The organism is Oceanihabitans sediminis, assembly GCF_003337215.1.
In the GTDB taxonomy this organism is placed as follows: domain Bacteria; phylum Bacteroidota; class Bacteroidia; order Flavobacteriales; family Flavobacteriaceae; genus Oceanihabitans; species Oceanihabitans sediminis.
Genome location: NZ_QPIG01000005.1, coordinates 96299 through 118442 on the forward strand (window position 1 = coordinate 96299; position 22144 = coordinate 118442).

Below are 22144 nucleotides of genomic sequence, written 5' to 3' on the forward strand. Positions count from 1 at the left end.
TAACTACAAGTTAAAAATCCTGAACAGACTAATAACAATAAATACTAATGCAATTCTATAAAGTATTAATACCATTCTTAATTTTAAACTTTGGAGCTTTAGGATTAGGTAGTTGGCTAATGAATAATGGACCAAGAAGCGAATGGTATATAAATCTAAACCAAGCTCCTTGGACACCCCCTGGATGGGTTTTTGGCCTTGCATGGACAGCTATTATGATTTGCTTTTCCATTTATATGGCGCAATTATATATAAAAATGCCAACAAAAGAAGTTTTAATACTTTTTGCCTTTCAGTTCCTATTAAATGTTAGTTGGAATTATATTTTCTTCAACAAACATCAGGTTTTATTCGGTCTTATAGTAATTATTCTACTCACCCTATTAGTTACTTACTTCTTTTTCAGATTCCATTCAGTAGATACAAGATACCTCCTTACACCTTATATCCTATGGCTGTGTATTGCTACCTCCCTAAACGCATACATCCTATTAAATAATTAATGAAAATATACAGACTTCACAAAAAACAAAACCTTCCTATATCTGTAGATACAGCATGGCAATTTCTTTCAGACCCTAATAATCTTAAAGTAATTACACCAGAATACATGCGTTTTCATATTCTATCTGGAGCAGACAGACCAATGTATGCTGGACAAATAATACAATACATTGTAACACCTATTTTAGGGATTAAAACCAAATGGATTACAGAAATCACCCATATTGCCGACAAACAATATTTTGTAGATGAGCAACGCATCGGCCCTTATGCCTTATGGCATCATAAGCATTTCATAAAAGAAATTGAAGGAGGTGTAGAAATGGAAGACATTATAGACTATAAAGTTCCTTTCGGAATTTTAGGTCAATTAGCACACCCTATTCTTGTGAAACCAAAACTAGAAGAGATTTTTGAATACCGAAAACAAAAACTAGAAACAATCTTTGGAAGCTATTAATTTATGAAGAAACCCATCAACATATTTTGGTTTAGACGCGATTTAAGACTAGAGGATAATACCGGATTGTTTCATGCACTTCAATCTGCAAACCCTGTTTTAGCAATATTTATCTTCGATTCTGAAATACTAGAAAATTTACCTAAAGAAGACGCTCGTGTTACTTTTATACACGAAAGATTATCTAGCATAAGTAAAGAACTTAAAAAGAATTACAACAGTTCTATTGCTATCTATCACGGAAAGCCAGTAGATGTTTTCCAGAAGCTCACAAAAGAGCATAAGTTAGAAACTGTATTTACTAATCACGATTACGAACCATACGCCATAAATAGAGATTTAGAAATCTCCAATTTCTTAGAAAAACAAAACATAGGCTTTAAAACATTTAAAGACCAAGTGATTTTTGAAAAAGAGGAAATCGTTAAGAAAGATGGAAAACCATATCTAGTTTATACGCCCTATATGCGAACTTGGAAGGAAGCTTTTAAGTTGAAACCCATAGAAAATTACGATTCTGAAAGTCTATGTAAAAACTTTTTAGAACACAAAAGCCTACCTGCATTAAGTTTAGAAGCTATTGGTTTTAAAAAGTCTAATCAAAAGATAGAAGATTATGATCTTAGCTCCCATCTGATTCAAAACTACGAAGCTACACGAAACTTTCCTGCTAAAGACAGCACTTCCAAACTAGGTCCGCATTTACGTTTCGGAACAGTAAGTATTCGAAAAATGATGCAAAAAGCAATAAGGGAAACTAATGAAATATTCTGGCAAGAGTTAATTTGGAGAGAATTCTTCATGCAAATTCTTTGGCATTTTCCGCATACGGTCACCAATAGTTTTAAACCAAAATACGACAGAATAAAATGGCGAAACAACGAAAAAGAGTTTCAACTTTGGTGTGAAGGAAAAACAGGTTATCCCCTAGTAGATGCAGGCATGCGTCAATTGAATGAAACCGGATTTATGCACAATCGTGTGCGTATGTTGGTTGGAAGTTTTTTATGTAAACACTTATTAATAGACTGGCGTTGGGGCGAAGCGTATTTTGCCGAAAAACTACACGATTATGAAATGGCAAGTAATATTGGAAACTGGCAATGGGTAGCTGGTTGTGGTGTAGATGCTGCTCCCTATTTTAGGATATTTAATCCAACCACTCAAATAGATAAGTTTGATAAAAAACTAGAGTATATAAAAAAATGGGTTCCAGATTTTCAAGAACTAAGCTATCCACAGCCAATGGTAGATCATAAAGAAGCTAGAGAACGCTGTTTAAGAGTTTACAAAGAAGCTTTGAGTTAGAATAAATTTATTCACTTGAAACTTAAAGAGACTTTGTTTTTTTAAGAACTACAAGAAAGCATGGAGCAACCTGTTTTATTACGAGCCCATTCTGGTCTTTTTACAAACCATTTTTCGGATTCTTTTTGCTCTCCATAAGGATCTAAGAGTAATTGGTATAGTTCATCTACCACAGAGTAATCTCCTTTATCAGCTGCCTCTATGGCTAACTGAGCCATATAATTTCTAAGGACGTATTTCGGATTTACAGAGTTCATTTTACTTTTTCTATCCTCATTGGATAAGGCTTCGCGTTGCAGCCTAGACACATAAGCTTGAAACCAAGTTTTCCATTCTTCCTTAATCGTACCATTTATAGCTTCTGGCACATAAAAAGCATCCATTACCGGAGCTAAAAAATCATCCGTTATTACAGCGTTCTTATCAATCTTACTTAGATTTCTATAGAAAATAGTCATGTCTGTTTCGGTCAATTGCAAGTTCTCCTCCAATGTATTAATAAGAACAACATCTTCCGCTTCCTCCGAAAAAATACCGATTTTAGATTTCATCATCTTTAGGTATAGTTTCTTATAGTCAGTGCGATAGCCTTCAAGAATTGCTTCAAGAGGTTCAGCCTCATCTATTAATGGGAATAGAGAGCTTGCCAATCTGTAAAGATTCCAAAGACCTATATTAGCCTGGTTGCCATATCTATAGCGTTTATCTCTATTATCGGTGGTATTAGGCGTCCAACCTTCATCATATCCTTCAAGCCAACCATAAGGACCGTAATCAATGGTTAAACCTAGAATGGACATATTATCCGTGTTCATTACGCCATGAACAAACCCCACACGCTGCCAATGGATTAACATGTCCAAGGTACGGTTTGTTACTTCTTTGAAAAACTGAATATAGCCTTTCTTGGTTCCCATTTCTATATGAGGAAAGTAGTGTTTGATGGTATAATTTGTAAGTAATTTTAATGTTTCAACATCTTCTCTAGCCAATAAAATTTCAAAACTTCCAAAGCGTATAAAAGAAGGTGCTACTCGACAAACCACTGCTCCTTTTTCATATTCTGGATGTCCGGTATATAAAATATCTCTTAAAACCCTGTCGCCAGTTTCACAAATAGATAAAGCTCTTGTAGTAGGAACATTTAAATGAAACATGGCTTCAGAACACAAATACTCACGAATGGAAGAACGTAAAACAGCCAAGCCATCTGCACTTCTGGAGTACGGAGTTTCTCCTGATCCTTTTAACTGCAATGCCCAGTGCTTGCTATTGTATTCCATTTCAAACAAATTAATAGCCCTTCCATCACCTAATTGTCCTGCCCAATTTCCAAATTGATGCCCTCCATAACACATGGCGTAAGGTTTTGTATTTGCAACCATGCTGTTTCCAGAAAAGATTTTTAGAAAGGCTTCAGACTTTAAATCATTTTCTGTGATTCCAAGTTCCTTAGCCAATTCAGGAGACGCATGCACCAATGCCGGTTGTTTTGTCTTTTTAGGTTCTACATAAGAAAAACAAGCATGAACCGGTCTTCTGAAGTTTTCCAATATCGGATCCGCAGGTAATTCTTTGGTAAATGTATCTTTTATATTAAATTTCATGGTAATGTTTTAAAGTATCGTCTTGAATAGCTTAGTCTATACTATTCCCCTATTCCTTACTTAGAACTTAGATGAAATCGGAAAATACCACCCTATTTTTTTCGTTTATTAAAATAAACCATGGAGTACCTTCCGTTCGGTAATTTAGCATTGTTTTTGAAATGTTATTGGTACTTGCATCTCCTGCATCATGTCCGAATGGTATTTTTAATCCATACTCTTTTTGTATTGCTACCATATTCTCGAAGCTATTCTCTTTATGTCCTTCAAAAACAGTTTGTATAGCCAAAAACACAATATCATTATTGTGTTGTTTTTCTTGGATCATTTTAATTAGTGTTGGAAAACCTTTAGTGTGACAACCCTTACACCAATATTGAAAACAAAAAATAACCTTGAATTTGTTGGGGTAATCTGAAAGATAGATCGGGTCTGTGTGCTTAGCTTCAGCATCTATCCATTGGGAAATCTCTAATTCCTTTGCTTTAAAAAGACCGGGTTTTTCCCATGGTTTATCCTCCATAATAATGCTACGTTTCTAAAATGAGAAAATATCTCCTTTTAATTTATTTAATAAGCTATATAACGAAGCTTAAATATCTACTAATCTTGCCTTGTAGATTACTAATTTTAGACAAACATTTGTATACAGCTACTTAAAGCATTAAAACGCAAAGAGAATTTTTAATTTCCTTCTAAACGTTCAATCTTAGCGCCAATAGCACGTAAACGTTCGTCAATATTTTCATAACCTCTATCTATCTGCTCGATATTGTGAATAGTAGATGTCCCTTTTGCTGATAAAGCTGCAATTAATAAAGCTACACCAGCTCTAATATCTGGAGAAGTCATGGTGGTTGCTTTCAATTGCGATTTAAAATCGTGACCTATAACCGTTGCTCTATGTGGATCACAAAGAATAATTTTGGCTCCCATATCAATCAATTTATCTACAAAGAATAAACGAGATTCAAACATTTTTTGGTGTACCAAAGCACTTCCTCTTGCCTGTGTAAGGATTACTAAAACAATACTTAGTAAGTCTGGAGTAAATCCTGGCCAAGGCGCATCAGAAATTGTTAGAATAGATCCATCAATATAACTTTGTATTTCATAACCATCTTTGTGGGCAGGAATATAAATATCGTCTCCACGTTTTTCAACAGTAATACCTAATTTTCTAAAAACAGTAGGAATTTGTCCTAAATCGTCCCAACTTACATTAGTAATAGTAAGTTCACTTTTAGTCATGGCAGCTAAACCAATCCAGCTACCTATTTCAATCATATCTGGTAGCATTCTGTGTTCGGTTCCTCCAAGAGCATCCACACCTTCTATAATAAGCATATTGGAACCAATACCGCTTATTTTTGCTCCCATACGGTTAAGCATTTTACAAAGCTGTTGTAAATATGGTTCGCAAGCTGCGTTATATATGGTTGTAGTTCCTTCTGCTAAAACCGCTGCCATTACAATATTTGCTGTACCGGTAACAGAAGCTTCATCTAATAACATATAAGCTCCTTGAAGCTTATCAGCTTCTACTCCGTAAAAATATTCTTCTTTATTATAACGGAATTTAGCACCTAGTTTTATAAATCCTTCAAAGTGTGTATCTAGTCTTCTTCTTCCAATTTTATCTCCCCCTGGTTTCGGAATATATCCTTTTCCAAATCGAGCTAAAAGCGGACCAACAATCATAATAGATCCTCTTAAACCACGTCCGTCAATTTTAAATTGTTCAGACTCTAAGTATGCTAAATTTAATTCGTCTGCTTGAAAGGTATAAGTCCCCTTCCCTATTTTTTCAACCTTAACTCCTAGACTTTTTAATAACTCTATAAGCTTGTTAACATCTACAATATCAGGTATATTATTGATGGTTACCAACTCTGGTGTTAGTAATACAGCACATAATATTTGTAAGGCTTCATTTTTTGCTCCTTGAGGTTGAATTTTACCTTTTAACTGATGTCCTCCTTCAATCTTAAATGTTCCCATGAATTATTAGTAACGTTTTCTGTTTCGGTTTTGGTTATTGCTTCCTTTTTTGTGATGTGTTTTTTTATTATTAGAACTGTACTTCTTTTTACTTCTTAATAAACTAGTTGCATCAGATAAATCTTCATCTGTTTCTTTTAGATTTATTTTTCCGTCAGAAAGTTCGAATAAATGATTATAAATCACATCGTCTTCTACAGTATCTTTATTCCAATTTAGAAAACACTTTTTCATGTGGTTTGCAATAGTATAAACTAAAGCATCCTTCATTTCTCCTTCTTCCCAAGTAAGAGCTACATCAATCATGGTTTTTATATTATTACCATAAAATCTGTATTTAGGAAAGTTTTGTGGGTACTTAAGAGGTTCCGGACTTGCGTAAAGTTGCTCTCTAGAAGGTTTTGGATACGGAGAATCAACATCTAAATCGAAATCAGCCATAATGAAAAGTTGATCCCAAAGTTTATGTTGAAAATCAGGCACATCACGTAAGTGCGGTTGCATATTTCCCATTACAGCTATAATGGCTTTTGCTAACTTATTACGCTCTTCTTTAGTTTCTCTCGTTTTAGCATGGTGAATCATTTTTTGAAGATGTCTTCCGTATTCCGGAATAATCAAATGTTCACGCTCTGTGTTGTATTCTAGGTTATCTATCAAAATGTAAGTGTAGAATTATATTGTTTGCACGTAGTTATTATGCGTTCGCAAAGTACGAAAAAATTTTAAAGACTAATAACTCCTTCTACTTTTTCTGCAACTTCTTTATATTTTGTGATTACAGCTTCTGGATCTTTCATTATAACACGAATAGATACACTTGTGTACTTTCCGTTTTTAGATTCTATATTTTTTATTACAGCCCCAGTATTATCAAAAATACTACTGATTTTTGGCATTTGATTATTTTCTGTTTTTACAATAAACTTATATAAATATTCAGATGGCCATGATGCAGTATCATACAATTGCCCTTCTAGTTTCTTGTAAAACTCCTCGGTATTTTCTTTTTCTTTCATGTTTAATATTATAATTTACAAAGATACAGTTTCCTTTACATTTTTTATTTAAAATATAAATTACGATTTTTACAGCTAAAATCTTACCAAACTTGAATACAAAGAAAATAGTTATTACTGGCGGACCAGGAACAGGAAAAACATCTTTAATAAAGGAACTCAACAAAAGAGGCTATCATTGTTGCGAAGAAATCTCTAGGCAAGTAACTCTTAAGGCTAGAGAAGACGGGATAGAACAACTGTTTTTAACAGATCCACTTTTGTTTAGCCAACTACTTTTAGATGGCAGAAAAAAGCAGTTTAATGAGGCGAAAAAATGTACCAAAGACTTTATTTTTCTAGACAGAGGTATTCCTGACGTTTTGGCTTATATGGACTTTATTGGAGATGAATACCCGCAAGAGTTTATAGATGCTTGCCAAAATAACAAATATGATCATGTTTTTATTTTAGCTCCATGGCAAGAAATTTTCAGTCCAGACAGTGAGCGTTATGAAAATTTCGAACAAGCTACAGAAATTCACAAACACTTAATCAACACATATAAAAACTATAATTACGAATTAGTAGATGTGCCTTTTAGCTCTATAGAAAGTAGAGCAGATTTTATCGTGGATATTGTTAAAGCATTATAATGCAACATGCAATAAACATATTAGAGCGTTATTGGAACTTTACCAGTTTTAGACCTTTTCAAGAAGAAATAATAGATGCTGTTATTGCTGGAGAAGATGTCATGGCACTTATGCCAACTGGTGGAGGAAAGTCTTTATGTTTTCAAATACCAGCATTAGCAAAAGAAGGAATCTGCATTGTAATTTCTCCTTTAATTGCTTTAATGAAAGACCAAGTACAGGCGCTTACCAATAAAGGTATTAAAGCAATAGCCCTTACTAGTGGTATAGACCACAAGCAACTAGACACCCTTTTAGACAACTGTATATACGGAAATTATAAGTTTTTATACCTATCTCCTGAGCGTTTACAACAAGAGCTTGTTCAAGATAGAATAAGACAAATGAATGTAAATCTTATTGCAGTAGATGAAGCTCACTGTATTTCGCAATGGGGAAACGACTTTAGACCATCCTATAAAAATATTGAGGTACTAAGGCAAATAAAACCTAGTGTAAACTGTATTGCACTAACCGCTTCTGCTACTCCAAAAGTAGTAGAAGATATTATTAGCGAACTAGATTTTATAAGTCCTAAAATTATTAAACAATCATTTGCCAGACCCAACCTTGCTTACATGGTTTTTCATGAAGATGATAAATTGTTTAAAATGGAAGCCATATTAAAGAAGCAAAATGCTCCTTCTATAGTATATGTAAGAAACCGAAAGTCTACCATTGAAGTTTCGAATCAACTAATAAACCAAAATATTTCTGCTACTTATTATCATGGTGGACTTTCTAATACCGAAAAAGATAATAACCTAAAAGACTGGCTTAGCAACAAGAAACAAGTAATGGTTGCTACAAGTGCATTTGGTATGGGAATTGATAAGCCTGATGTTAAAACAGTTATTCATATAAACCTTCCAGAAAGCATCGAGAGTTATTTTCAAGAAGCTGGTCGTGCAGGAAGAAATGGCAAAAAAGCTTTTGCAGTAATACTTAAAAACAAAAGTGATGTAGCTATGGTGAAAAGTCAGTTTTTAGACACCTTACCTACATCCGATTTTGTAAAGTTATTATATAGAAAACTCTGTAACTACTTTCAGATTTCCTACGGGGAAGGTGCTGATACTACGCATCAGTTTAACTTTAATCACTTCTGTAAAACCTATAAATTCAACGGACTACTAAGTTATAATGCATTACAGTTTTTAGATAGAACAAGTGTTATTAGTTTATCGAAACAATTCAACAGACATACCCTGGTACAATTTACGGTCAGCAATAACAGCTTATTTTCTTACTTAAAAACGCACCAACACTTAAGTATGGTGGTGAAATCTATTTTAAGAACTTACGGAGGTATTTTTGATCAAGAAATAAAGATCAATACAACTCTAATTGCTACAAAGGCCTCTGTAAATGAAAATATTGTTTTTCAAGTACTGAAGCAATTAGAAAAAGACGAAATTATTTCTTTAGATGCAGCAAAAACAGATGCCGAAATCACCTTCATACTTCCTAGAGAAGATGATAAAACCATCAATGTAATTGCTAAGATACTTACACAACAAAACGAACTAAAACAAAGACAGGTTGCTTCGGTTTTAGACTATATACAAAAGGAAGATACTTGTAAAAGTATGCAACTACTCTCCTATTTTGGAGAAAAAGACATAGAGCCTTGCGGAGTTTGTTCCGTATGTATCAAAAAAACAAATTCTTTAGAAACAGACATAAAGTCGGTAAAAAATGCTATTATAAGTCAGCTTGAAAATGGTGCCTTATCTTCAAGAGACTTATTTAAAAATCTTTCGTTTTCAGAAGAAGAAATAAACAGCACCATTCAAGTATTATTAGAACACCATATAATTACCATTACAAAAACAAACACCTACAAATTAGCACATTTATAATGAGAGATTTAAGAATCGTATTTATGGGAACTCCAGATTTTGCAGTTGCCACCTTACAAACCCTAGTTGAAAACAAGTATAATATTGTTGGTGTTATTACAGCACCAGACAAGCCTGCAGGACGAGGCAGAAAACTAAACGAATCTGCAGTAAAACAATACGCCAAGAGCCAGGGCTTGCATATTATGCAGCCAACAAACTTAAAAGCGGAAAGCTTTATTGAGGAATTAACTGCTTTACAAGCCAACCTACAAATTGTAGTTGCTTTTAGAATGTTACCAAAAGTGGTTTGGCAAATGCCAGAATACGGAACCTTTAATTTACACGCTTCATTACTACCTAACTATCGTGGAGCAGCCCCTATTAATTGGGCTATTATAAATGGAGAAACTAAAACAGGAGTTTCTACCTTTTTTATAGATGAAAAGATAGACACAGGAGAAATGATCTTACAAGAAGAAGTTTCTATTGAAGCTGATGAAAATGCCGGAAGCCTACATGACAAACTAATGCACTTAGGTTCTAATCTAGTTCTAAAAACCGTTTCACTTATTGCTGAAGGAGATGTAACAAGAACACCACAGCCAGAAAATGCGGAAATGAAAACAGCATACAAGCTAAACAAGGATAACTGTAAACTAGATTTTAACGAATCTATAAACAATATATATAATAAGATAAGAGGGCTGAGTCCGTATCCAGCAGCTTGGTGTATTTTAGAAAATGGAGAAGAAACCATAGACATTAAAATATATGAAGCAGAAAAAGAAATAGAAGTGCATGATTTGGAAATAGGAAAAGTGATTTTTACTAAAAAAGAAATAAAGGTTTCTGTCAAAGAAGGCTATCTTAATATCAAAGATTTAAAACTACCTGGTAAAAGAAAAATGGATGCAAGCTCCCTTTTAAACGGATATAATTTTAGCCAAAATGCAAAACTCCGCTAAAGCCTTACTGCTATTGACTTTTGGAAAATTGACAAAAAACAAGCTACTTTATTAACAAAACACAAAAGTTATTAACAATCTAATGGATTTCCCTTGCTATTACTTGTGTGGTTTGAATTTCCGTATAATTTTGTAGAGGGTATGACAATAATGTTTAACCAATAATTTATTAATATTTAAAATCAAAATTATGAACAAAACAGATTTAATCGATGCAATGGCAGAACACGCAGGAATTACTAAGGCAGCTGCAAAGAAAGCTTTAGAGTGTGCGTTAATCGAAATTGAAGGTGCTTTACAAAAAGGAAATAGAGTATCTTTAGTAGGATTTGGATCTTGGTCAGTATCTAAAAGAGCTGCAAGAGATGGAAGAAACCCTCAAACAGGAGAAACTATCAAAATCAAAGCTAAAAACGTTGTTAAGTTTAAAGCAGGTTCAGATTTATCTAACGCTGTAAACTAATTAACTTTTAGTATACTTTACAAAGCCTTCTTTAAAAAAAGAAGGCTTTTTTTTTCACGATAATTAAACAAAGCGTTGTGTGTTTAATAAAAAAATACTAAATTTAAATACATAAACTACAGCTTTATGATTTCAATCAAACCTAAAAAAGGAAATTTATTGATTGCAGAACCTTCTATTATAGGAGATTTATCATTTAATAGATCTATAGTCTTACTAGCAGATCATACTGCAGAAGGCTCCATTGGTTTTATTTTAAACAAACCTTTAAAATATACCATAAACGACCTAATACCAGAAATTGACTCTAATTTTAAAGTATATAATGGCGGTCCGGTTGAGCAAGACAATTTATATTTCATCCACAAAGTTCCAGAACTAATACCTAACAGTATAGAAATTTCATTAGGTATATATTGGGGAGGCGACTTTAGTAAAGTTGCAGAACTTATTTCTGAAAAGAAACTAAATGAAAAACATATTAGGTTCTTTTTAGGATATTCCGGATGGGACGCAGATCAATTAGAATATGAGCTAAAATCTAACTCTTGGGTAGTTACAGAAAACATCTATAAGAAAGAAATTATAGAAAAAAACTGTAAAGCCTTTTGGAGAGAAAAGATGTTAGAGTTTGGTGGCGAATATAGTATTTGGTCTAATGCACCAGAAAACCCTAGCCTTAACTAGATAGTCTAATCTTTACATTTAGTTTTTTTACTAGGTCCTGCGCAACAGAATTATGAAATTCCTTTTTTCTGTATTTTGTTATGGACTGAATTCCTGTTATTACATTCGTAAAAAACAATTCATCTGCTTTTTGTAATTCAAAAGGAGAGATCGCTTCTTCTACCAAAGTATAATCTGGCATTAAGGTAATAATTTCCATTATTTGCTTACGCATTACTCCTTTCAGGCAACCTGTCGTTAACGGTGGTGTTTTAATTGTGTTTCCTTTAACTAAGAATAAGTTACCGTTTAATGCTTCCACTACTTGCTTATCGGTATTTAAAATCAGACAGTTATCCAATTTATTTTCCTTAGCATAGATGCTTCCAACAACATGAATAGCTTTATTATTTGTTTTTAAAGTAGAAAGTAAACTAGGAGAAATATAGTAATCTTTAAAAAGGTCTACCTCATACTTGTCTTCATGAATAAGATAAAAGTCAGCATCTAAAGCAGAAACACTAATCAGGTATTCAACATCGTTAGTTTCTGGAAGATATAAACCTCCAGCTAATCTGTTTACAAAAAGCTTTACCCTTGCAGAAGTTTCAGAAAGCTTATTAGCTTCAATCGTTTGTAGGATTTGTTCTTCTAAAAACTCCATAGTAAAGTGCATAGGAATTTCCATTCGCATAATACGCATAGAGGCCATTAACCTAAAGTAATGATCTTCAAAAAACAATAATTTTCCTGCAGAGAATTTTATGGTTTCAAACACCGCATCTCCGTAATTAAAACCTCTGTTTTTAAACGAAACTACATCTGTTTCGCTAGTAATATTTCCATTAAAATTTATCATAAAAAAATCCCGAAAATTAATTCGGGACAAATATAAGTTTTATAATCTGTTTTTTATGCGGAGCCAAGGACTTGTTTTAAATCGGAAATCTGATTTTCCCAAAGCATTTTTGCTTCTTCTACTTCATCTTCTTCGGCAAAATCGGTAATCATGATAGAAACATCCTTAGTAATTTCATCTACTTGAATTCTAATTTCAAAGTAGCTATTACTATCTTCATCGTCTAACCATTTAAATTTAATACGTTCTCCACTCTTTTTACTTAGTAATTTGGCTTGTTCTTCAGACCCATCCCAAATAAATTTAAAGAATTCTCCCCTAGAGTTCACGTTTTCTGCATACCATTCAGATAAACCTGAAGGTGTTGAAATATATTGATATAGCAGCTGTGGCGATGCGTGTATAGGGAATTCTAATTCGAATTTAACTTTTTCTTCCATGGATTTTAATATTTTGTTCAATATATACATTTAATTATAAAGTGCGAAAAATAATTTTTAAATATTTTACAATATTAATGTTTGCGTGAATGAAAATTGTTTTTATATTTGCACCCTCAATATGGCGAGGTAGCTCAGTTGGTTAGAGCGTCGGATTCATAACCCGGAGGTCACGAGTTCAAATCTCGTTCTCGCTACAGCAGTAAAAGTCTTGTACGAAAGTACAAGGCTTTTTTTTATGCTTTTAAGTGTTGTGCTTGCACATAAGCGAAGAAGGCATAATAAGAAGACATACAACGCGCTAGCGTTTCTACTTTTACTATTGTCATGGCTACTAAGTAAGATTCTATAAATCTCGTTCTCGCTACAGCAGTAAAAGTCTTGTACAGAAGTACAAGGCTTTTTTTTTGCCTACTATTTAGTCCGTTTCCACTTACTCCCGCCTTTATAGTTTGTTAACTATTCCATCACTAAAATATAAGCAACTGATAACAAGCGTATTTTTAATATTTTTATTAACTTGTTATGACTGACAAATGATAAGTTAATCATGAAAAAACACTATAACATTATTATAGCTGGTGCAGGTGGTATTGCAGAGGCTGCTGGACTTATTTTTGCTGCATGGAGTACTGTAACACCCACTATTTACATAGGAGATCACTTATTTGAAAAGGCTGAAAACGTTGCGAAGTGGATCATGGATGGTAGCTCTAAATCCTGTCAAGTGCTTCCTTTTCACTTGGATGCCAAGTCTATTAGTAAAGAAATGGAGAGCATTTTTGAACAAGGTAATGCCTTACTCGACTGCTTACCAGGTAGCTTAGCTCCAAATATGGCTCTTATTGCAAAAACGCATAAACTGTATTATGCTAATCTTACAGAATATGTAGCAGAAACCAACGAAATAATAGATATAGCTAAAGGTGCAAATACAGGATTTGTATTACAAACTGGACTAGCCCCTGGTTATATAAATGTTTTGGCGCATCATTTATTTCAAAACTTTTGTAAACAATATGAAGTAGATAAGGTGGACACCTTAGAATTTAAAGTTGGTGCATTAACCAAAAATGCTATTTCTCCACATTTTTATGGATTTACCTGGAGTCCTATAGGTGTAGCTACAGAATACTTAAAGGAATGTATTGTTCTTCGAGATTACAAAAAAACAACAAAACCTGCACTTTCAGAAAGGGCTCAAATTATTATTGATGGTATAAGCTATGAGGAAGATTTAACCTCAGGAGGTGCTGCTGACTTAGCAGATGCCCTGAGTGGGAAAGTAAAGCATTTAGACTATAAAACCCTAAGACATCCCGGACATTATGCCTGGGTAGAAGAGCAATTGAAAAGTCTAAGTTCTGGTACAGATTCTATTTCTGGTTTACAAGAGATTATGCTAAGAGATATTCCGCATATAGAAGACGATCAAATTATTATTTATGCTTCTGTAGAAGGGAAAGACTCAAAAGGATTGTTACGAAGACAGGAGATCGCTAAGCAAGTGTTACCTCAAAAAATTGGCAAACACAAACTAAGAGCTATTCAAACTACGACAGCAGCTGCTTTGGTTCAAGCTATAAGTTGGTTGTTGGAAACACAAACAAAAGGCATTGTGTTACAAAGTGAGTTGGATAGCAAAATATTTTTAAATGGCGACTTTATTCGTCGTGTATATGGAAAGTTATAGGGATCGTTTAGAAATTATATACTTAGACAAGACAGTAAGAGTCCAACAATCGTTTGTTGGACTTTTTTGTTGGCTTTTATCCATTCCTACTATAAATCCCATCAAGGCCTGATAGATTGAGCTACACACTAAGCTTAAACTCTTGAGCACCTTCTTATATTGCTTGCATAGCTATGATTTGTTAAATATACCTTGTTTATACGAGGTTACTACGGAGTATGTATGGGTTTAATACGCTATACATACGCTATACCTATTAAGTATGTTGCTGATTTACACCATATTAACAAATACTTAATACAGCACCATAAAAACTATGTAAACTGTTTAAAACGTGCTTCTTAATTTACCGATACTCCTCGTTGTGCCACACAAAATTATTTGTAAGCGTATTTATTATCGATTAATAAACTTATTGGCTCTGGTAATTTATACCATAAGGTTTTAAAGAAACTCTCTTCTACATCGAAATTGACTAGCTTCGCAATAAAGTCTCTAAACCCTTTCTTTTCTGACAGCTCGTGCTTATCCGCATCATTATTGGCACAACAGGCATTAAAGGCAATCTACAGTGTTATAAATTTTAGATCTGGATTATTGGCTTGTTCTTCTATACATTTCACCCAACTTAATGCACGGTGTAATCGGATGGGATTATTATCATCTAATTATCAGAGACGGCTTTTAGTTTAGGTTTTAAAAGTGTGGGTTTAATAATCTGTATATCATGGACAGTATTATTCGTATTTCAATTTATATTCTCGCCTAGTGGTAAAAACATAGAGTTTAAATATTGAAACAAACTATATTTTATAACTAAAGTATTAGCAGATATAATTTTAAATTTCTATAATTTTAATTAAAAAGCAGGGTGTGAAGATCTAAAAAAAATCCTTAAAAGACTTCATCTAGTTAAAAACCTTCCAGTAAACAGTCAAGGTACACTCCCCTATTTTGATTTAGAAACCAAAGAGATAACTTTCTCTTTTTTTCCTTTAAATAAATAAGTACAAAACACTTTTCTATTAAAATTTCTTAATTCAAATTATAGGAATTTTAATACAGAATAGATATATTTAATGTCTTATTTTAAGAATAAACTCCAAAGTAGGTTTACTCTATTGTTGTGGTTAATTTACTACCAAAATCAAAATTTTAACTAACCTTAAAACCCAACGGTATGAAGAAACAAAAACTAAAAAACTACCTAAAACTTGGAATTCTACTCTTCGGGGTTTCCATTTTTTTTATTGCTTGCCAAAAAGAAGAGCTATACCAGCAAGATGCAATAACCACAACGGAAACGTCTTATAAAGTTATTTCACTAAACGAAATAGAAAAATTAAAACCTGTAGTAAATAATATAAAACAGGTTAAACCTAAAATTGCTGCTCTTAACCGTAATTTTAGTTCCTTCCTTCCTTTAGAAAATATTGATACTTCTAAAGTTATACAATACACTAACGAAACGGGGTTTTCTACCTATACTTTTAAGATTGAAAGTGAACAACCTAACACTATTAATTTTGAAAACTTACATCTATTAGAAACCGACCAAGGTTATATTGGATATATTTTAAGTTATGAGCCAGATGAAATTTGGTATAATGATGTAGATAACTTTACACCCGAAGGAGATCATGTGTTTAATTTGAAAACTTACCAAGGTTATATTACTAAATACTCCTTGGAAAGAGAGGTAATTTGGAGTAATAACCCAAATGTTCAAAACAATATAGCTTCCAGAACCACAACCCTATGCACTATTAGTATTGTGGAAGAATGTTGTCATAAATATTCAGGTAACCCAACAGGTGCTTGTCACCCGAGAGGACCTAGATGTAATGGGCCATTTAATACCGTAAATGTAGAAACATGTATAACATTGCCGGGAGGCGGCTCAAATACAGGTAATGAAGGAGAAGGAAATTATGGTGGTGGCAGTAATACTAACGAAGACGACTGCCAAACCTCTGGTACAAATATTCTAGATGGTCAACCTATAGCTGGTATTAATTGAGATTGTGCACCTAATATAGTTGCTGGTGTTAAACCACCTGTAGAACCACAAGAAGAAAATGGTTGCGAAACTTTAAAAAATCTTGCCAAAACAGATTCTTTAAGTGTTAACATAAAACCTATTATTGATAATTTAAAAACTAAAACTGCTTTAGATAAAGAGTATTCAATAAGTTTTGCTAAAGAATATAATTATGATCTTTATAGCTATGCAGACCCAGAAGGCATTAGAGAAGGGCCTAATAAGTTAAACTCCTGGACAAGAATTGGGCCTAATTGGTTTGGGCAAGCACATACACATCCAAGCGGTTCACACCCAATGTATACTTGGAGAGATATTAAAACGCTTAACTCACTTTATACTAATATAAATGAATATTACGACAAAACAAGTGCTTTTATTATTATTGTTAACGATGATGGTACGGTTTATGCAATTATGGTAGATAATCAAAACGTATTATACCAAGCATTGCAAGATGATTTAAATGCGACTGAAGGAGAAGATGAGGAAGAAAAAGCGGATAATTTGAATGAAAAACTCAAAAAAGATTATGATAAAGAAGTAACTAATGGTAATAGTGATTTAGAACGTGTCTTTTTAAAAAAGTTTAAAGATTATGGTATTTCCTTATATAAAGCATCAAATAACTCCATGGAAAATTGGGATAAACTTAAACTTCCCGACAACACACCAAATCCTGAAGTAGAACACCAACCTTGTAACTAAAACATAAAACAATGAAACATATAATAATAACATTAATATTAGCCTGCTTTTTTAGCAATATAAGTATAGCACAAAGTCCAATATATCCGTCACAAGATTGGTCTGACGAACAGACAAACGCTTACTATAAAGATTTAGATAATGAAATGAATGCTTTTGAAGGCACTTGGCTTTACACAAATGGTAATACATCACTAAAAATGGTACTTGAAAAACAAGAAATGTATTTCAATGGTAAATATTACAAAGATATAATAATTGGTGAATACCAGTACATAGAAAATGGTGTTGAACTCATTAATACGCTGGACGATTTGAGTTTAGATTTAGGCTACAGCCACAAAATTAAGGGTTCAAGTTTTGTAAAAACATGTATATACGTTTCTGTAAGCGATTGCATTGAAGGCGAAGTTGTACTAAAAATATCAATAAGAGACGCCATTACAGGACATCATTTTGGACAAACCCAATTAATTAAAAGAACCATAGATGGTCAAGAAACTTTAAAAGCATTTATGGCTTTTAACTACTATGGTGATTATGATGAAACTGGTATTGCACCATCACCAACAATGCCTTGGCAACAAGAATATACATTTATTAAACAATAAAAACTAACCACAACCACGTATATAAAAAATAGCAGTTAAGTATCAAACTCAAAGTTTATTTCTTTTCTGCTATCCTTGTTTTTAATCCGAAAATCAGCACGTATAAATCTGCTACATTTTATATACAAAACCGTTGTGGTTAATTTACCACGAAAATCAAAATTTTAACTAACCTTAAAACCCAACGGTATGAAGAAAAAAAAATTAAAAAACTACCTAAAACTTGGAATTCTACTCTTCGGGGTTTCCATTTTTTTTATTGCTTGTCAAAAAGAAGAATTTAATGTTATTGAAAATGTTAAAAATACAACTACATCATACAAAGTTGTATCATTAAATCAATTAACAAAGCTAAAGCCTATTATAGAAAATGTAAAACATATTAAACCTAAATCTGATATCTTATCAAGATGATTTAATGATTTCCTACCTCTTGAAAATATCGACACCACAAAAGTTATACAATATACAAACGAAACAGGATTTTCTACATACACTTTTAATATTGAAAAAGAAGACCAAAACACTATTAATTTTGAAAACCTATATCTTTTAGAAACACACCAAGGTTATATTGGATATATACTAATGTATGAGCCCGATTTAGAGTGGTATAACAATAATCTTATATTTCAACATGGAGAATTTGCACTACTTATGGATAATTATCAAGGTAATATTACAAAGCTAACCCTTGAAAGAGAACTTATTTGGTCGACTAAAAATAATACATCATCAAGATCAAATACAGAGGCAGAGTGTACAATATCCGTCTATCAATATTGTAGTTGTAATACTCCTACACATACTTATGATAATTTAGGTAACTGTTCTTGTGTAGATACTATTCAAATAAGAAACTGTCCTTCAGGCGGAGGCGGTGGCGGTGGAGGCGGTGGCTCCTCTAATAATAATGAAGACGACTGTCAAACCTCTGGTACAATTATTCTAGATGGGCAACCTATAGCAGGTATTGGTGGCGATTGTGCTCCTAATGTTGAAGTTGCTGTCAACCCTTCTGTTGATGACGAAAAAGAATGTAAAAAAATTGAAAACCTCTTTTTAAATAACCGAACAATCAAAACCAAAATTCAAACTCTAGCAACAAAAGTAACAGATAATATAGAGCATTCACACTCCTTTCATGAAGGTGGTAGCGAGTATCAAAAAACTAGTGTTTTTGGAAGTGGTGGTATTGATTATCCTGAATATGCTTCAAAGTACAAATCACTTGCCCATACACATGATAGTTATGGTGAAGATGGTTCAGGAACACAATCCGTATTTTCTATGGCAGATTTACAAGTATTCGCCAAGTTAGCCTATTTTAATAAACTAGATTCTGGCACATTTGTTGCTTTTTTTAGCTACTAATGATGGTACTAAATACGCTTTAACAATTAATAATAAACAAAAATTAATTGATCTGTTTTTTAATTATATTAATGCTTCTTTAACAACTACAAATGCCTTAAAATTTTCACAATCAAGAATTAAAGTAGAATCTTTATTTAAAAAATATTTTGACAAAGACAATCCTGATGCAAAATTAAAAGTAAATAGCAATGATGCAGAAACCGATTTAAAGGAGTTTTTAAAATTTTATAGGTGAAGCTGACCTTGGTATTACTTTATTCGAAAGTACAGATAACTTTAACTCTTTTAAAAAAGTAGATGTAAAAAATAATACGGTAGAAAGAGAACCGTGCAACTAAAAACAAACAATTATGAAAACTTTATTATATTCAATTATATTTTTATCCTTCAGTGCTATTTCGTTTGGGCAAAATTCTAATTTAAATCCATTTGTAGGAAACTGGGAATGGATTAATGGCAATGAAACCTTTAAAGTAGAACTTTTCAAAGCTCGAAGCTCTGAAGGCGAAGTTATTAAAGGTCACTATATATTAATTAATAACGTAACTAACGATGTTATTTATAAATCTAACAAATTATTGCTACCAGAAATTGATTACTATTATGGCCATGCTATATATTTAGGTTCAAGTGATCCTACATATATATCTGGAAGTGTCGATGATAATGTGCTTTTTAGTGGTGATGGCAACTATGCGGTTAAATTAGGACAACTAAAATTTACATTACAAAACACTTGCCCTACTTGCCCAACAACTGCCACATGGAAAGTTTCTCGTTTACCAGGTGGACAAGTGGGATTACCGCAGACATTTACTATTCCAACAGATATAGTTCTTACTAAAATAGATTAAAAAAACTAACCATAACCACGTATATAAAAAATAGCAGTTAAGAGCTAAACTTAAAGTTTAATTCTTCTCTGCTATCTTTGTTTTTAAACTGATAAGTTGCACAAATCAATCTGCTACATTTCATATACAAGACCGTTAGTATTAATTAAATGAGCATATGTATAAATAACATTTTGAATAAAATTACGCAACCTTTTTATGTTTTTCCGACTATAAAATAAAAGCATTAATTAAAATTTAAAAAAATCATGAAAAACCTTTCCTCTTATTTACTGTTTTGTATTCTTATAATATTGACAACTTCTTGTGAAAATGATGATGATGAAGTGTTAAATGAAGAACAAGAAAAACTAATTAAAATTACTGAAAAAATTTTTGATGATAATATATTAATTTCTAATACTAGTATTAATTACACGTATGGAAGTAATAATTATGTGACAACAGAACTTTCTTCCTCAGGAGCTGAAAAACACTATTATTACAATGATGACAACCAACTAACAAATTATCAAACTATTGATAATGGAACATTATCTGATTATGAATTTGAGTATAATATTGATGGACTTATAATTAATAAGTTGGATTCAAATGATAATATAATATATTATTACCAGTACAATAGCTTTCAACAGTTAATTAATGTTAATGATGTTCTTTCACTTACATATTCCAATGACGGAAATATAGCTACTAAAACAGATTCGAATGGAAATGTTGATTCTTATGAATATGATAATAAAAATAACCCGTATAAATTATTATTTCCTGAGTCAGTTTCAAAAATAAATTTTTGGAACAATAATAATATTATATCTGAAAATCAAACAGATTATACCATTGAATACATATAAAATAATAATGATTATCCTACTAATTCTATTTTAACAGCAACAACTTCAAATGGAAATATCTTGAAACAAATAAGAGAATATTTTTACGAATAATAGAAATTATGCTAACAAAGTACTGTGGTAAAAAGCAAGTAAAAAAGCATTCATTTTTTTACCATAGTACTTCTGTAACTATCCTCCTATTTCATTCCATATTTTACAACAACAAAAGCATATTACAACAACTCAAAAACAAACAAAAAGCTACCCCACTTAAATACCATATACTTCAAAAAGAAAATTCCCACAATTAAATATTTTAATTATATTTGAATCCCCCCTCTTCTCCAATAATATCCATATTTAGGAATAAATTCCCTAGAGAGTTTTCACCATTCTTGTAGCACATTTGCGAAATGAAGAAACGTAAGACATATTTAAGCTATATTTTAGTAATTGGAATTGTACTAATAGTGAATTTTATAGATAAGGTTGAGTTTTTTAAACCTGTAAAATATTATATAGCTGTAATATGGTTTCCAATAATCATCTGGGAGATAATTGAAAAAATAAATTATAGAAACGGAAAAGAACCCAATATTTTAAGGATACGTACAAACAATGATGATTATAACAGAGTATTCCCATTTATTTTTGGTACCATTCTAATTCTCACTGGGTATTTTGCTCTGAATAATGATGAATCTGAAAAAATTCTATTATACTCAATAATAATCACAGGAATATTATACTTTTTTTCAGGTTTTATGTTCGTACCAACTGGAATTATTGAATATAAAAAGCAAAAATTAAGCTTTGCTAATGGTAACAATAAACATACAATCGAAATTGACAAAATAGATAGTATAGAGTTAAAATCTAGTGATATAATAGTAACTGATATAAATCAAAAAGCACATTACGTACATTTTATGAACTTGATTGAATCTGATTACCAAAAAATATCTGAATTCTTGAATAATAGAATCGGAAATAAAATAGAAATTAAAAACTACCCACAACAAAGTACTGTGGTAAAAAGTAAGTAAAATGCACTAATTTTTCTTCAAGGTGCTTTTGTAAGTATCCTTACATATTAGTCTCAATTTACTAATTTTTAAATCTTAGTATAACAACTAATTTGCTACAGCTATTAACCCTAGTTTTAACTATAAACCTTAACAATTAATCAATCTAAATCTATCACAAAAACC

The 22144-nt window shown here is 32.1% G+C and carries 26 protein-coding genes and 1 tRNA gene; 19 read left to right on the top strand and 8 right to left on the bottom strand.

All coding sequences use genetic code 11. The features are described 5' to 3' along the window. Positions 1–47: 47 nt before the first annotated feature. The 3 genes from DU428_RS11795 to DU428_RS11805 are packed head-to-tail and all read left to right on the top strand — an operon-like array spanning position 48 to position 2272. Positions 48–503, top strand: coding sequence for a TspO/MBR family protein (locus DU428_RS11795; protein ID WP_072352274.1), 456 nt, complete (start codon positions 48–50; stop codon positions 501–503). Then, positions 503–964 (top strand): SRPBCC family protein, encoded by a 462-nt coding sequence (locus tag DU428_RS11800; RefSeq protein WP_113966679.1) that lies wholly within the window; start codon positions 503–505, stop codon positions 962–964. Before DU428_RS11795 ends, DU428_RS11800 begins: the two co-directional genes overlap by 1 nt. Positions 965–967: 3 nt before the next feature. Then, complete coding sequence (locus DU428_RS11805; protein ID WP_072352276.1) at positions 968–2272, top strand: cryptochrome/photolyase family protein; 1305 nt, start codon at positions 968–970, stop codon at positions 2270–2272. Positions 2273–2313: 41 nt separating this feature from the next. On the opposite strand, the gene DU428_RS11810 is transcribed toward DU428_RS11805, so the two are convergent. From DU428_RS11810 to DU428_RS11830, 5 genes are all read right to left on the bottom strand, one after another. Next, on the bottom strand, positions 2314–3879 hold the full coding sequence (locus DU428_RS11810) for a protein adenylyltransferase SelO (RefSeq protein ID WP_113966680.1): 1566 nt from the start codon (positions 3877–3879) through the stop codon (positions 2314–2316). 67 nt (positions 3880–3946) lie between these two features. Next, positions 3947–4402 (bottom strand): peroxiredoxin family protein, encoded by a 456-nt coding sequence (locus tag DU428_RS11815; protein ID WP_072352278.1) that lies wholly within the window; start codon positions 4400–4402, stop codon positions 3947–3949. Positions 4403–4563: 161 nt separating this feature from the next. Next, the gene (gene murA / locus DU428_RS11820) at positions 4564–5880 is read right to left on the bottom strand and encodes a UDP-N-acetylglucosamine 1-carboxyvinyltransferase (RefSeq protein WP_072352279.1); all 1317 of its coding nucleotides are present in this window, start codon (positions 5878–5880) and stop codon (positions 4564–4566) included. A gap of 6 nt (positions 5881–5886) precedes the next feature. Further along, a complete protein-coding gene (locus DU428_RS11825; RefSeq protein WP_113966681.1) occupies positions 5887–6540 on the bottom strand; it encodes a DUF4290 domain-containing protein in 654 nt (217 codons plus the stop codon). Positions 6541–6605: 65 nt separating this feature from the next. Beyond that, positions 6606–6899 (bottom strand): DUF493 family protein, encoded by a 294-nt coding sequence (locus DU428_RS11830; RefSeq protein ID WP_072352281.1) that lies wholly within the window; start codon positions 6897–6899, stop codon positions 6606–6608. Positions 6900–6991: 92 nt separating this feature from the next. On the opposite strand from DU428_RS11830, the gene DU428_RS11835 reads away from it, so the two are divergent. The 5 genes from DU428_RS11835 (at position 6992) to DU428_RS11855 (ending at position 11532) form a co-directional block, all read left to right on the top strand. Beyond that, complete coding sequence (locus DU428_RS11835; RefSeq protein WP_072352282.1) at positions 6992–7534, top strand: AAA family ATPase; 543 nt, start codon at positions 6992–6994, stop codon at positions 7532–7534. Continuing rightward, on the top strand, positions 7534–9435 hold the full coding sequence (locus DU428_RS11840) for a RecQ family ATP-dependent DNA helicase (RefSeq protein WP_072352283.1): 1902 nt from the start codon (positions 7534–7536) through the stop codon (positions 9433–9435). Before DU428_RS11835 ends, DU428_RS11840 begins: the two co-directional genes overlap by 1 nt. Continuing rightward, positions 9435–10382 (top strand): methionyl-tRNA formyltransferase, encoded by a 948-nt coding sequence (gene fmt, locus DU428_RS11845; protein ID WP_113966682.1) that lies wholly within the window; start codon positions 9435–9437, stop codon positions 10380–10382. The genes DU428_RS11840 and fmt overlap by 1 nt, the downstream gene beginning before the upstream one ends. Before the next feature lie 190 nt (positions 10383–10572). Beyond that, positions 10573–10845 carry an HU family DNA-binding protein gene (locus DU428_RS11850; RefSeq protein ID WP_072352285.1) on the top strand — a complete coding sequence of 91 codons (273 nt, stop codon included), beginning with the start codon at positions 10573–10575 and terminating at the stop codon, positions 10843–10845. A 126-nt stretch (positions 10846–10971) separates the two neighbouring features. Then, positions 10972–11532, top strand: coding sequence for a YqgE/AlgH family protein (locus DU428_RS11855; RefSeq protein WP_072352286.1), 561 nt, complete (start codon positions 10972–10974; stop codon positions 11530–11532). Here the strand turns inward: DU428_RS11855 and DU428_RS11860 are convergent. Together DU428_RS11860 and DU428_RS11865 are read right to left on the bottom strand one after the other, a co-directional pair. Further along, positions 11525–12370: an aminotransferase class IV gene (locus DU428_RS11860; protein ID WP_072352287.1), complete on the bottom strand. Its 846-nt coding sequence runs from the start codon at positions 12368–12370 to the stop codon at positions 11525–11527. The two genes, DU428_RS11855 and DU428_RS11860, sit on opposite strands and share 8 nt — an antisense overlap. A gap of 53 nt (positions 12371–12423) precedes the next feature. Continuing rightward, positions 12424–12810: an START-like domain-containing protein gene (locus DU428_RS11865; RefSeq protein ID WP_072352309.1), complete on the bottom strand. Its 387-nt coding sequence runs from the start codon at positions 12808–12810 to the stop codon at positions 12424–12426. A gap of 123 nt (positions 12811–12933) precedes the next feature. Between DU428_RS11865 and DU428_RS11870 the strand changes: the two genes are divergently transcribed. From DU428_RS11870 to DU428_RS11880, 3 genes are all read left to right on the top strand, one after another. Next, positions 12934–13007: transfer RNA gene (locus tag DU428_RS11870), tRNA-Met, on the top strand. Positions 13008–13360: 353 nt separating this feature from the next. Next, positions 13361–14503, top strand: a complete 1143-nt coding sequence (locus tag DU428_RS11875; protein ID WP_113966683.1) for a saccharopine dehydrogenase family protein — start codon at positions 13361–13363, stop codon at positions 14501–14503. Between the two features lie 1180 nt (positions 14504–15683). Further along, positions 15684–16523 carry a hypothetical protein gene (locus tag DU428_RS11880; RefSeq protein ID WP_114436857.1) on the top strand — a complete coding sequence of 280 codons (840 nt, stop codon included), beginning with the start codon at positions 15684–15686 and terminating at the stop codon, positions 16521–16523. Here DU428_RS11880 and DU428_RS13460 read toward each other — a convergent pair. After that, on the bottom strand, positions 16499–16636 hold the full coding sequence (locus tag DU428_RS13460; protein WP_165839163.1) for a hypothetical protein: 138 nt from the start codon (positions 16634–16636) through the stop codon (positions 16499–16501). The two genes, DU428_RS11880 and DU428_RS13460, sit on opposite strands and share 25 nt — an antisense overlap. 205 nt (positions 16637–16841) lie before the next feature. On the opposite strand from DU428_RS13460, the gene DU428_RS11885 reads away from it, so the two are divergent. From DU428_RS11885 to DU428_RS11920, 8 genes are all read left to right on the top strand, one after another. Further along, entirely contained in the window at positions 16842–17252 is a 411-nt protein-coding gene (locus DU428_RS11885; protein ID WP_113966568.1) for a hypothetical protein, read from the top strand. An 11-nt stretch (positions 17253–17263) separates the two neighbouring features. Then, complete coding sequence (locus DU428_RS11890; protein ID WP_072352290.1) at positions 17264–17863, top strand: DUF6705 family protein; 600 nt, start codon at positions 17264–17266, stop codon at positions 17861–17863. 189 nt (positions 17864–18052) lie between these two features. Then, positions 18053–18277, top strand: coding sequence for a hypothetical protein (locus tag DU428_RS11895; protein WP_072352291.1), 225 nt, complete (start codon positions 18053–18055; stop codon positions 18275–18277). 174 nt (positions 18278–18451) lie between these two features. Next, on the top strand, positions 18452–19237 hold the full coding sequence (locus DU428_RS11900; RefSeq protein WP_113966569.1) for a hypothetical protein: 786 nt from the start codon (positions 18452–18454) through the stop codon (positions 19235–19237). Next, positions 19215–19475: a hypothetical protein gene (locus tag DU428_RS11905; protein ID WP_123796518.1), complete on the top strand. Its 261-nt coding sequence runs from the start codon at positions 19215–19217 to the stop codon at positions 19473–19475. The genes DU428_RS11900 and DU428_RS11905 overlap by 23 nt, the downstream gene beginning before the upstream one ends. Before the next feature lie 115 nt (positions 19476–19590). Continuing rightward, the gene (locus DU428_RS11910) at positions 19591–20094 is read left to right on the top strand and encodes a DUF6705 family protein (protein WP_072352294.1); all 504 of its coding nucleotides are present in this window, start codon (positions 19591–19593) and stop codon (positions 20092–20094) included. 248 nt (positions 20095–20342) lie between these two features. Continuing rightward, the gene (locus DU428_RS11915; protein WP_123796519.1) at positions 20343–20951 is read left to right on the top strand and encodes a hypothetical protein; all 609 of its coding nucleotides are present in this window, start codon (positions 20343–20345) and stop codon (positions 20949–20951) included. Positions 20952–21346: 395 nt separating this feature from the next. Continuing rightward, positions 21347–21979 (top strand): hypothetical protein, encoded by a 633-nt coding sequence (locus DU428_RS11920; RefSeq protein WP_113966572.1) that lies wholly within the window; start codon positions 21347–21349, stop codon positions 21977–21979. Positions 21980–22144 lie beyond the last annotated feature (165 nt).